General features: G+C 56.5%; 7 protein-coding genes and 1 pseudogene (1 of these 8 cut by a window edge). 1 reads left to right on the forward strand and 7 read right to left on the reverse strand.

From position 1 onward, the window contains the following. The 3 genes and pseudogenes from AUK29_03800 to AUK29_03810 all read right to left on the reverse strand — a co-directional run. Positions 1-862, reverse strand: a pseudogene (locus tag AUK29_03800) (hypothetical protein) (it extends 125 nt beyond the left edge of the window). A 193-nt stretch (positions 863-1055) separates the two neighbouring features. After that, entirely contained in the window at positions 1056-2426 is a 1371-nt protein-coding gene (locus tag AUK29_03805) for a hypothetical protein (GenBank protein ID OIP64771.1), read from the reverse strand. Next, a complete protein-coding gene (locus tag AUK29_03810) occupies positions 2329-3051 on the reverse strand; it encodes a hypothetical protein (protein ID OIP64772.1) in 723 nt (240 codons plus the stop codon). The genes AUK29_03805 and AUK29_03810 overlap by 98 nt, the downstream gene beginning before the upstream one ends. A gap of 471 nt (positions 3052-3522) precedes the next feature. On the opposite strand from AUK29_03810, the gene AUK29_03815 reads away from it, so the two are divergent. Further along, complete coding sequence (locus AUK29_03815; GenBank protein ID OIP64773.1) at positions 3523-5268, forward strand: hypothetical protein; 1746 nt, start codon at positions 3523-3525, stop codon at positions 5266-5268. Positions 5269-5277: 9 nt separating this feature from the next. Here the strand turns inward: AUK29_03815 and AUK29_03820 are convergent, their stop codons facing one another. From AUK29_03820 to AUK29_03835, 4 genes are read right to left on the reverse strand one after another with little or no spacing between them, the layout of a single operon-like run. Continuing rightward, positions 5278-6684: a multidrug transporter gene (locus AUK29_03820; GenBank protein ID OIP64774.1), complete on the reverse strand. Its 1407-nt coding sequence runs from the start codon at positions 6682-6684 to the stop codon at positions 5278-5280. Between the two features lies 1 nt (position 6685). Beyond that, positions 6686-9865: a multidrug efflux RND transporter permease gene (locus tag AUK29_03825; protein ID OIP64775.1), complete on the reverse strand. Its 3180-nt coding sequence runs from the start codon at positions 9863-9865 to the stop codon at positions 6686-6688. Positions 9866-9877: 12 nt separating this feature from the next. After that, entirely contained in the window at positions 9878-11083 is a 1206-nt protein-coding gene (locus tag AUK29_03830) for an efflux transporter periplasmic adaptor subunit (protein ID OIP64776.1), read from the reverse strand. Positions 11084-11122: 39 nt separating this feature from the next. Further along, positions 11123-11698: a TetR family transcriptional regulator gene (locus AUK29_03835; protein OIP64777.1), complete on the reverse strand. Its 576-nt coding sequence runs from the start codon at positions 11696-11698 to the stop codon at positions 11123-11125. Positions 11699-12051 lie beyond the last annotated feature (353 nt).

Below are 12051 nucleotides of genomic sequence, written 5' to 3' on the forward strand. Positions count from 1 at the left end.
CGAACATGCCTGAGCGCAGCGTCAGGTCCGGATTTGCCACATGGATTTCCACCTCTCCGGTGCGGGTAGCCGGGTCGAGGGTCGGATTGATCAGCGAGATTTCCCCGGAGAAGATTTTGTCGGGGAAGGCGTCCACGCGCATCTCAATGTGCATCCCCTTCCGGATATTCGGGAAGTCCCTCTCCGTGACCGTGGTCACGATCTTGAGCGTTTTGTCTGAGGAGATACGAAGCACGGGCCGGCCTGGATCGGAGAGCGAGCCCCGGTCCACGTAACGGGCCGAGACATAACCGCTGATCGGGGCGAAGATCTTGTGGTCGTCCCGCAGGACCTTGAGCTGTCTGAGCTGGGCCTGGATCCCCTCGACCTGGGCCTTTGCGCTCAACTGCCGGGCCTCGGCCACGTCGAGCCGCTGCTGGGACACGGCATTCATCTCAAAGAGTTTCCGGAGGCGCACAATCTCCTTTTCCGCCAGATCAAGATCCGCTTGCGCCGCGTGCAGGGATGCATCCTCCTGCTGGATCTGCGCTTCGATGCCCCGGGCCTCGAGCGCCGCCAGAAGCTCCCCTCGATTCACAAAGTCCCCCTTGTCCACCTTGAGGATCTCGATAATCTTTCCCGGAACCTTAGGATAGACCGTGACCTCCGCCCCCGAACGGAGATCGCCCGTCTGATCAATCACGCGGTCCAGAGATGCCGTCCTCGCCGGGACCGTCTGGACCGGCACGACTTCGACTTTGCTCTCCTCGGCGGTCTTGCCCAGCCTCGCACGGACCACGTTGATCAGCGTCACGGCGGTAAAAAGGAGGATGAGTATGACCGCAATCGAGATACCTCGTTTCTTGGCGTCCATAGGTTCCATCAGTCTGAGCCCTTTCTTTAATTCAGATTCTTCTCCTCTACGAGCCATCGGCCATTTGGCGGGCCACAGGGTTCGAGGATTCCAGGGTTTAAAGGATCCCAGGGTTCAAGGGTTCGAGTGGTTCACTTGACCCCTCGGCCCCTTCTGCGCCGGCCGCATACCTCTACCCGCTCATTTGGAGATGATCCTCAATTTATTGCTCCCTCCCCGCGCCCATGGCCCGCAGCAAAGAGGCCGAGGCCACGTTGTATCCGTACAGGGCGCCGTAGTAATGCGCCTCGGCCTGAGAGAGGAGGGTCTGCGCATCCAGGACTTCGGTGGACGTGGTCATCTGCTCCTTGTACTGCAGGTCGGTGATCCTGTAATTTTCCTTGGCCTGTTCCACGGCCCCCTTGGCGGTATCCATGTTTTTCATTGCGGTCTGAAGATCGAGATACGCCTGCTTGATCTCGATTGCGACCTTGTCTCTCAGCCGGTTTCGGGACTCCTCGGCTTTCTCCTTTTCATAGAGGGTCTGCGCCACATCGTCCCCGGTTTTCCCCCACTCGAAGAAGGTCCACTTGGCCTCAAGACCGATCAAGGCATTCTTGGTGTTGGTGAAATCGTTTCCATTGACTTCGGCGTTATCGCCCTGACGATAGTACTCCCCGACCAGCATGACACCCGGATAGTAATGACTTCTCGCCAGCCTGACCGACTTCCCGGCCTGTTCCACGGTCACCTCCATCACGTGGACCTCGGGCCTTTTCTCCAGGCCCTGACGAAGGGACTCCTCCAGGGACGGCGCATAGGGCGTCCAGGAGAGGATATCTTCCAAAAGGAGATCATCATTGATTCCCCGTTTGAGCAGGAGATTCAGATTGGACCGGGTGAGTTCCTCTCGGTTGCCCGCCCTGACCAGTTCCTGCTCGGCATCGGCGAGCTGAACCTCGGATTTCAAGAGATCATTCCTGGGGATCATCCCTGCATCATACATGGCCTGGGCGTCCTTGAGGTGGCTTCTGAGTCTTTTCACCGCGTCTTCCGCCACGCTGCGGAAACGGCCGGCCAGAAGATGCTGGAAATAGGCCTCCTTGGTCCTGAGGATGATCTCTTCCCTGACCTCCTCCTTTTCCAGTTTAGCCGTATCCACCCCGAGTTCGGCGAGCTCGTGAGCGGTGGTCAGGGCAAAACCCGTGAAGATGGGCTGTGCAAAACCCACGGTCCACCGGTAGTTCGGTTTGCTGCCGATGATGAATGCCGGATTGGCTCCGAAGACGGCCTCCGGGTCATCGGAGAGGCGGGTCATGCTGTAGCCGGTCTCGAATTTCGCCAGGAGATCGGCCGAGGCGCTTCGGGCACGGGCCTTTGCCGCGGCCACGGAGCTTTCGGCTATCTTGATCTCGCTGTTTTTCTCCAACGCGATCCGGACCGCCTCCTCAAGGGTGAGGTGGGAAGCCGGAGCAGACGCCTCGGCTGTTTCTTCTTTACCTTCCGGATTCGCCCCTTCTTCGGCCCCGAAGAGCGCCGGAGGGAGAGGGAGTCTGATCAGTATCCATACGAAAAGCCATATCCATTTTTTCATTGCCTGCCCCCCCCGTTTTTGAAGCGCCGTTTAAAAATATATCCATGATCGTCTCTGCGTCAAATGGATGTCTGTCAGGACTCTCCATGTGCGCCACTAAAAAGGCTGTAGAGATACTGTCCAACGTCAGGGCTAAAAGGTAAGGATCCTGTTCTCTAAAGAGTTTCTTCTTCATCCCGCTCTGAAAGACGCCGGCCAGTTTCTGAAGATACTCCTCATACCGTGTTCTGATCTCCTGGTCCAGGCCGGTCTTGATATGGATGGTCGCCCCCTGGGTCTCAGCGAAGTAGATGCGGACCGAATCCATATTTTCAAGAAAGACGCGGGTCTTGGCCTCCACGCAGGCCTTGAGCCTTTTCACTTCTCCGGTGCGGGTCTGAAGCACCTTCATGAGGCTAAAATGAAATTGATCAGCCGTGTCCGTAATCAGGGTCTTGTAGATCTCGTCCTTATTGGCAAAGAAATTATAGAGGGTCCCCACGGCGAATTCCGATTTCTCCGCAATCTCCTGCATGGAGGTCCCGTGAAACCCCTTTTCGGAAAAGAGCGCCAGGGCCGTTTTGAGAATCTCCGACCGGCGCTGCCGGTATTCACGCTCTTTTCTCGGAGGCCTTGTGTTTCTCATAAAATTCAACCTAACCATGATTGATGATCTCGTAAAAGTCCAAAACCTCCCTCTCCCTTGATGGGAGAGGGGAAGGGTGAGGGTGGGAAATTATATGAATTCAGCCTGTTATACCCCCCCTCCCCTTCATCCCCTCCCAATAGAGGGGAAATAAAACTTTTTACGAGTCAATCATAATTGATGATCCGCATAAGGAATGAAATGATATTCATATTATGAATTATGATTCAACTTGTCAAGGGGAAAATCAGCGGTTTGCGGCCGGGCATAAAAGTTTGCAAGAGTAAAGAGAAATATGTTTAAAGAAAAATATTGCTTAAATACCCCTTTTGAAATAAAATATATCTAACAGCATTCAGGCAAGGCAGAGAAATTCTTTTCAAAGTATATCGCATTTAAGGGATAAGACCGTAGAAAACCGGGCGTTTTTCAATCCCACTGGATATACCGACTCCAAAAAAGGGTTGCAAGATGGCCAATGATGTGCTGATCGTCAGTCCGGACCCTGCCGAAATAAAAATCCTCAAGAGTCTGTTCAGTACACGAGATCTTAAAATCACGGATTGTTCCAATGACCAGGAGGCCTTGAAGCTCATCAAGGACAACCCGTTCTCTCTGGTCATGATTTCTCCTCTCGGAGAGGGTGTTCACGGTCTGAGCCTCAAAAAAAATATACAGCATCTAAGACCTGAAACCGAGGTCATCCTTCTCACGAACTTCAAGACCATCCGCACGTCAGACGATGTGCTGCATTACGGCGCTTCGGATTACATCCTCCATCTCGATGATCTGCGGCGGCTCCTGATCCATTCCACCATGAAAAAGGGCCTGGAAACCCCGGAAGATCCGGAAGAGATGCGGATCAAGGATTTTTTCTTCAACCTCACGGATCTTCTGGTCGGCATCCTTGAGATTGATGATAAATATTTTTCAGGCAACACCCATACGGTCATGAAGCTTTCACGGCAGATTGCGGAGAGAATGGGATTGAACAGAAAAATGATCGATTCCATCACCCTTGGAAGCCTTCTGCGTGATCTCGGAAAGATCGGGGTCAAGCAGCAGATTTTAAACGAGACCAGAGAGCTGACGGAAGACGAACTCATGAGCATCAAGGACCACTGCCAGACCAGCCTGAAATTACTGAAAAGGCTGAACCTCCCCTGGCGGGTTGATCAGGTCATCCAGCACCACCATGAAAGCTACGATGGGAGCGGGTATCCTTCGGGACTCAAGGGACGCGAGATCCCGCTCGGCGCCCGAATCCTCTCCGTGGTCGACTCTTACGTGGCCATGACCACCGACCGTCCCTACCGGAAGGCCATGAACGGAGATTCGGCGGTGGAAGAGATCCAACAGAAAGCCGGAACCATTTACGATCCGGAGGTGGTTGAGATCTTTCTAAGCGTCATTCAGGAAGACTGGAAACGGAATGCCGACAGCAAGGAGCGCCTCCTGGTGGTGGATGATGAAAAGTACATACAGACCCTGATCAAACTTCACATGGTCAACGAAGGCTTCGAAGTCATGACCGCGGAAAACGGCGCCGAGGCCATCATGCTCATCAAACAAAAAAGACCCAGCCTGATTGTCTCGGACGTGGAGATGCCGCTCATGGATGGATATACCCTGTGCAGGGCCCTGTCTCAGGACCCGGCATTCAGTGATATCCCCTTCATCTTCCTCTCCTCCCATAAGGATCCCGATGACCGTATCCAGGGATTAAGGCTCGGCGCCATGGATTACATCACGAAACCCTTCGACCTGGAAGAACTTTCCCTGAAGATCAACACCCTTCTAAAAAGAGAGAAGAAGATCCGCCGGGATCCGGACAAGGAAAGTGGGATCAAGGGACGGCTTGAAGACATGCCGCTCCAGGATATTGCCCAGATACTGAATCTCGGTCTGAAAACCGCCAAGGTTGAGATCCATCCGGACACCGAAGAAAACCATGGAGAGGTCTTCTTTTCCCGTGGCGAGGTGACCGCTGCATACACCGACGGTCTCGACGGCGAGAAGGCCTTCAACCGGATGCTCCACTGGAACGCCGGGAATTTCAAAATCAGGCACGGCATTCAGTCCAAGGTGATGAATATCGCAAAGACGACCATGGGCCTCCTGATGGACGGGGTCAAGTTGATCGACGAAGAAAACCGGGACCGGGATATGCAGACAACAGAGGAGAGACTCCCCTCCGGCGGATCCTCTGCACGATGACGTCATGGTTCACTCACCGCCGCCGCCCAATACCGCGTACATCCTCACCTGGTTTGCGAACTTGGCCAGACGGAGGGTGACAAGCCCCTGCTGCGCCGCATAGAGGGATCGCTCAGCCTCCAGGACACCGAGGTAGCTGTCAATCCCCTTGGCATAGCGTTGACTTGAGAGGCGATAGGTTTCTGCGACCGCATCCACGAGAGATTGCTGCGCCGAGACCTGCTGATTGATGCCGCCCTGCACGGCAAGGGCATCGGCCGCCTCCCTGAAGGCCGTCTGGATGGTCTTCTCATATTGGGCCAGGGCGATTTCCCGATCCGTCTTGCTGATCCTGTACGCGGCCCAGGTCCGGGCATCAAAAATCGGCGCCGTGATCTGCGGGGTGAAGCTCCATGCCTCGGTCCCGGAGCCGAAAAGACCGGACAGCTCGTCGCTTGCGGTTCCCACTGAGGTCGTCAGAGAAATGCGGGGAAAAAATGCCGCCCTGGCCGCGCCGATAAAGGCGTAGGCCCCTTTCAGTTGATGTTCCGCCGCCATGATATCCGGCCGTCGCAACAGCGCCTCGGAGGAGAGCCCCGGCGAAATCTCCCGGGGCGGAGTGATGCTCTCCAGGTCCGCCGGCAGCAGTTCCTCCGGCGCCGGTGTGCCGGCCAGAAGGTTCAAAGCGTTTTGGTCCTGGGCCTCCAGTTGCGTGTAGCGGGCGGCATCTCCCCGAGCCGTATCCAGTGTGATTTGCGCCCGATTCAGATCCAGTCCAGACGCGACACCAACGTCATATCGCTTTTGAACTAAACCGTATGCGTCCTGTTGGGTCTCCAGGGCGGACCGGGCCAGTTTGAGATTTTCCCGGTCGGCGGCAAGGGTCAGGTAAACCCTGGCCACCTCGGAGACCAGGGCAATCTGTGCGCTGCGGCGGGCCTCATCCGTGGCCAGATACGTCTCCAGGGCCCGGTCTTTGAGGCTGCGGATACGGCCGAAAAAGTCAAGCTCCCATGAGCTGATACCAAGCTTGACATCATACCGCTCGATGGTCAATGCTTGCGGGAAACCCATGACATTGGCAGGGGTCCGTTGTTTGCTTCCCGTTGCCGTCCCATTGACCGACGGGAACAGCTCGGCCCGTTGTACGCCGTACAGGGCCCGCGCCCTTTCCACGTTCAGGGCGGCGACCCGCAGATCTCGATTGTTGTTCAGAGCCATCTCGATAATCTTTTGCAGTTTTGGGTCGGTGAAAAACTCCTGCCGCGAGAGCTCCGGGATTTTCGCTGCTCCGGAGGCCGCCTGCGCCTTCTCGTAGGCCGATCCCTGCGGCCACTGGTCCGGGATCGGCGCCAAGGGCTGGGTATATTTCGGGGCCAGGGTACAGCCGCCCATGAAAACGAACACGCCCAGTATAACTACTATCTTTCTTCTCATGTTAACGCGCCTCCTGAGGGCCGGTGGATTCAATAGGGTGTTCAGGGGTTCCCCCTCTTGGTTTCCTTTTGAATATTCGTGAGACAAGGACAAAGAAGATCGGGATAAAAATCAGATCAATGAATGTGGCGGAGAGCATCCCGCCGGTGACAGCCGTGCCGATGGCATTCATTGCGCCGGCGCCGGCGCCGGCGGCGATGGCCAGCGGCAGGGTGCCGAAGAAAAAAGCCAGGGAGGTCATGATGACAGGCCGGAATCGGATTTTGACGGCGCCAAGCGTTGCATCAATAAGGCTCCCTCCATGCCTCATCCGTTCCTTGATGAACTGAATGATCAGGATGGCATTTTTCGTCGAAAGACCGAGGGTGGTCAGGAACCCGATCTGGAAGTAGACATCATTGGGCAGCCCCCGTAGTGAAGCGGCCAGTATCGCGCCGAAGACACCCAGCGGCAGCATCAACATATTGACAAAGGGGATGGTCCAGCTTTCATACAGGGCGGCCACACAAAGGAAGATCACAAAGATGGAAAAGGCGTAGAGAATCGGACCCTGGGCCGTTGCCATCCGCTCCTGATAGGAGAGCCCGGTCCAGTCAAAGCCGATCCCCTGGGGCAGCTTCGAGACGATTTCCTCCATGGCGGCCATGGCCTCGCCGGTGCTGTGGCCCGGCGCCGGCTCGCCCCAGATGTTGATGGAAGGAAAGGCGTTGTAGCGCTCGAGCTTGGGAGTACCCATGGCCCATCTGCCGGAGGCAAAGGAAGAGAAGGGAACCATCCCGCCCACGGTGTTACGCACATAGAGTTTTTCCAGATCCCGGGGCAGCATGCGATAAGGGGCATCCGCCTGGGCATAGACTTTTTTGACCCGGCCGGCCTGAATGAAGTCGTTGACATAGGCGCTGCCGAAGGCCGCAGCGATGGTGTTGTGGATGGAGGTGATCGGAACGCCGAGGGCGCCGGCCTTTTCCCAATCCACGTCAATCCGGTATTCGGGCACGTCCTCCATGCCGTTGGGCCGGACCCTGACCAGCAGCGGATCCTGCATGGCCATGCCGAGGAGCTGATTGCGGGCCGCCATCAGTTTTTCGTGCCCCAGGCCGCCGCGGTCCTGCAACTGGAAATCAAACCCGGTGGCCATCCCCAGTTCGATGACCGGGGGCGGCGGGAAGGCGAAAACCATGCCCTCTTTTATCCGGGAAAAGGCCCCCATGGCCCTGCCGGCGATGGCCTTGACCTTCAGATCCGGCTGGCGGCGGAGCTTCCAATCCTTGAGTTTGGCAAAGCCCAGGGCCATGTTCTGCCCTTGGCCGCCAAAACTCATCCCTGCAACGGTAATGAGGGATTCAACCCCTTCTTTTTCATGATCGAGGAAATGGTCCCTCACTTTTTTCATGACCGCCTCGGTCTGCTCCAGGGTGGACCCCGACGGAAGCATGGCCTGGACCAGTAGAATTCCCTGATCTTCATCCGGGATATAGGATGTGGGCATCCGGTGAAACAAAAACCCTACGGCCGTCACGATCAAAAGATAGATAATTAGGTAACGTAATCTCTTTGAGAAGGAGCCATGAACGACTCCTACATAGAGGTCTCTGACCCGAAAAAAGATCCGGTCAAACCGCCTGAAAAAGGGGCGCAGAAAAAAGACCGCGTTATCCGACGGTTCATGCCCGGCTGGTATCGGTTTAAGAAACGAGGCGCAGAGGACCGGGGTCAGGATCAGGGCCACGAGGACCGAAAGGAGCATGGAAGCGATGATGGTGACGGAAAACTGGCGGTAGAGAACCCCGGTGGAGCCCTGGAAAAAAGCCATGGGGCCGAAGACCGCCGAGAGGACCAGCCCGATGCCGACCAGGGCGCTGGTGATCTGGTCCATGGACTTTGCCGTGGCCTCCTTGGGCAAAAGCCCCTCCTCGGCCATGATCCGCTCCACGTTCTCCACCACTACGATGGCGTCATCCACCAGGAGGCCGATGGCCAGCACCATGGCGAACATGGTCAACATGTTGATGGAGAACCCGAAGGCCCCTAAGACCGCGAAGGCCCCGAGCAGCACCACCGGCACGGCGATGGTGGGGATGAGGGTGGCCCGGATGTTGCCCATGAAAAGATACATGATCAAAAAGACCAGCAGGACCGCTTCAAAAAGGGTCTTGACCACCTCCTCGATGGCCACCTGGGTGAAGGGGGTGGTATCGTAGGGATAAATCACCTTCATGCCGGGGGGGAAATAGCGGCTCATCTCTTTTAGTTTCTTTTTGACGGCATCGGCCGTATCCAGGGCATTGGCGCCGGCAGCCTGACGGATGGCCATGGCGGCGGAGGGTTTGCCGTTGTAATTGGCTGCGACATCGTAACGCTCGGCCCCCAGTTCCGTCCGTCCGATGTCCTTGATGCGGACCACCGAGCCGTCCGGGTTGGTGAGAATGGGAATGGCGGCGAACTCCTCCGGGGTCTTAAGCAGATGCTGGACGATGATGGCGGCGTTCAGGCGCTGGCCTTTGCCGGCCGGCGCCCCGCCGAACTGACCGGCCGAGACCTCCACGTTATAGGCCCTGAGCGCCAGGATGACATCTTCCATCGTCAGGCGGTAGTTGGTCAGCTTATCGGGGTTGATCCAGACCCGCATGGCATACTGGGATCCGAAATTTTGTACCTCCCCCACCCCCGGCACCCGGGAGAGGATCATTTCCAGATTGGACTGGGCATAGTCCCGCAGGTCATCGCCGTCCATGCTGCCGTCTTCCGAGATCAGCCCGACGATGATCAGGTAGTTTCGGGTTGATTTGCTGACCATGACGCCGGAGCGCTGTACCACATCAGGCAGGCTGGCCATGGCAAGCTGCAGCTTGTTCTGCACCTTGGACCAGGCGACATCCGGATTGGTCCCCGGGGCAAAGGTCATCTCGACCCGAGAGGCGCCGGACGAAGAACTGGTCCCGGAGAGGTAGAGCATATCGTCCAGGCCGGTCATCTTCTGTTCGATGATCTGGGTCACGGTGTTTTCCACGGTCTCGCCCGAGGCCCCGGGGAAAAAGGCATCGATGGCGATGGAAGGCGGGGCAATGGGGGGATACTGCGATACGGGCATTTTGTAGATCGCAAGCCCGCCGGCCGTCATCATGACGATGGCGATGACCCAGGCGAAGACCGGCCGGTCCAGAAAGAATTTGGATAACATCACACCCCTCCTTCACCGCGTTTTTGGGGCCGTCGCGCCGGGGCCGGCCGCCGGACCCTGCCCGGCTTGCGTGGGATCAAAGGGAACCGCTTTCACCACCGTTCCGGGCCGCAGCATCAGCAGCCCCTCGACGATCACCCGGTCGCCGGGAGCAAGGCCGGCCGAAACCAGCCATTGGCCGCCGATTTCACGGTCAATCGTGAGCATCCGCAGTCCGGCTTTGCTTTCGGCATCCACGACCAGGGCGAAGGGATTCCCCTTGGAGTTGCGGGACACCCCTTGCTGAGGAATAAGGACGGCCTGCTCGTTGATGCCTTCCTTGATCACCGCCCGGACGAACATGCCCGGCAGGAGAATGCCTTCAGGATTGGGAAAGACAACCCGCAGAATCACGGAACCGGTGGTCGGGTCCACCGTGACATCGCTGAATTGCAGAGTCCCTTCATGGGGATAGGGGGCGCCGTCTTCCAGGATGAGCTTGACCTTGTTCTGGTTGGCTCCATCATGATTGAGACGGCCGTCCTTCAAACGCTGCTTCAGGCGCAGCAGTTCGGTGGTGGATCGCGGCACATCCGCATAAATGGGATCCAGTTGTTGAATGACCGCCAAGGCCGGGGGTTGGTATGCCGTGACCATGGCGCCGTCGGTGACGCTGGATTTGCCGATGCGTCCGGAGATGGGCGCCGTGACCTTGGTATATCCCAGGTTGATGCGGGCCGTCTCCACGGTCGCTTTCCAATACCGGATATCGGCCTCGACCTGGGCCAGGGCGGCGGCCGCATCGTCGTAGTCCTGCTGACTGACCGCCTTGTCGGCAAGCAGCGCCTCGAAGCGCTCGACCCTCAATTTGAGCGCAGGCAGGCTGGCCTCGGCCCTGGCCAGGGCGGCCTCGGCATTGTCGAGCGCCGCCTGAAAAGGAGCGGGATCAATCTGATAGAGCGCCTGCCCGGCCTGGACATGGGAACCTTCCGTAAACAGGCGTTTCAGTATCAGGCCGCTGACCTGGGGCCTGATTTCCGCAATGCGAAACGGCGCGGTTCGGCCGGGCAATTCCGTGGTCAGGGCGATCTTTTGGGTTTGCACCGTCACCGTGGAGACTTCAGAAACAGGGGGCGGCGGAGGAGATTTCTGCCGGCGTCCGCAACTTACTGCCAAAAGACCGGATAGTAAAGCTGCCGGCAGCAGAGTTGTGAAAACCATCTGATTGAGAACTCGCATGGGTGTTTTTCCCTTCCTATTGAGAGTTTAACAGACTCCCTATCTCTTGATTCCGTCCCAGCACGCTTCAATGGTCCAGGTAATCAGACCCTCATCCAGGGCTACAAATCCGAGAATATGATCCCTGGCCACAGCAACCAAGGGACCGAAGGCCAGGGCAAAGAGGATGACCAAGGGAAGATCTTTTATCACCTGTTGAGAGACCCCGGTTTCGAAGAGTTCTCGAAAAACATCGCATCCTTCCTTTTCCCCCAGAATTTTATCCCGTCGATACTGTACACCATAGGGAGAATTGTGGAATTGTTCCAGATAGCGGAAATCGAGAGGGTTTTCGATAAAGTAGCGGAGCAGCGCCGTGCCGAGGTGAAGAAAACGATCCCTGATCGGTTTGTCCTGAGCGTACCTCTCCAGGATGACAGGGTATAGCCTCTCTTCAAGCTCCTGATAGAGGTCTGTTATCAGTACATCCTTGTTCGCAAAGTAGCGATAGATGGTTCCGGCGCCGACTTTTGCACGCCTGGCGATCATAGACATAGGCGCGCCGTGAAAGCCGTTTTCAGCGATAAGCTCCAGAGACGAGCGAACGATCTTGTCTCGTTTATTAGGTCTTTTCATGACTTCACCGCGCATAAGAGAATGAATGTTCATTCCTATTTATCATGCAGTCTCGCCGCATGTCAATAAAAAAATGTACTTTGACCACAGCACTTTGACCCCCAAAAACAGAGATAGAAAATTGTTTTCCAAGAAAATCCCCCTCCCCTCGCGGGAGGGGGTGTGGGGGAGGGGTAACCTTAAAGGTGAAAACGATTCACCCTCACCCTGCCCTCTCCCATCAAGGGAGAGGGAATAATTTTGGAATTTCTATCGCGGAATTTAGGCCAGGACATTCTAATTGACAACAAAAACTTATTCTGGTAAGTTACTTTATATGGTGAATCAAACCATGAAAAAGCAATTGAAAAAAT

Source organism: Nitrospirae bacterium CG2_30_53_67, from assembly GCA_001873285.1.
Lineage (GTDB): Bacteria > CG2-30-53-67 > CG2-30-53-67 > CG2-30-53-67 > CG2-30-53-67 > CG2-30-53-67.

Excerpts from the sequence above, each read along its gene's own strand:
- AUK29_03805 (OIP64771.1), bottom strand. The coding sequence starts at position 2,426 with ATGAAAAAATGGATATGGCTTTTCGTATGGATACTGATCAGACTCCCT.
- AUK29_03810 (OIP64772.1), bottom strand. The coding sequence starts at position 3,051 with ATGAGAAACACAAGGCCTCCGAGAAAAGAGCGTGAATACCGGCAGCGC.
- AUK29_03815 (OIP64773.1), top strand. The coding sequence starts at position 3,523 with ATGGCCAATGATGTGCTGATCGTCAGTCCGGACCCTGCCGAAATAAAA.
- AUK29_03820 (OIP64774.1), bottom strand. The coding sequence starts at position 6,684 with ATGAGAAGAAAGATAGTAGTTATACTGGGCGTGTTCGTTTTCATGGGC.
- AUK29_03825 (OIP64775.1), bottom strand. The coding sequence starts at position 9,865 with ATGTTATCCAAATTCTTTCTGGACCGGCCGGTCTTCGCCTGGGTCATC.
- AUK29_03830 (OIP64776.1), bottom strand. The coding sequence starts at position 11,083 with ATGCGAGTTCTCAATCAGATGGTTTTCACAACTCTGCTGCCGGCAGCT.
- AUK29_03835 (OIP64777.1), bottom strand. The coding sequence starts at position 11,698 with ATGAAAAGACCTAATAAACGAGACAAGATCGTTCGCTCGTCTCTGGAG.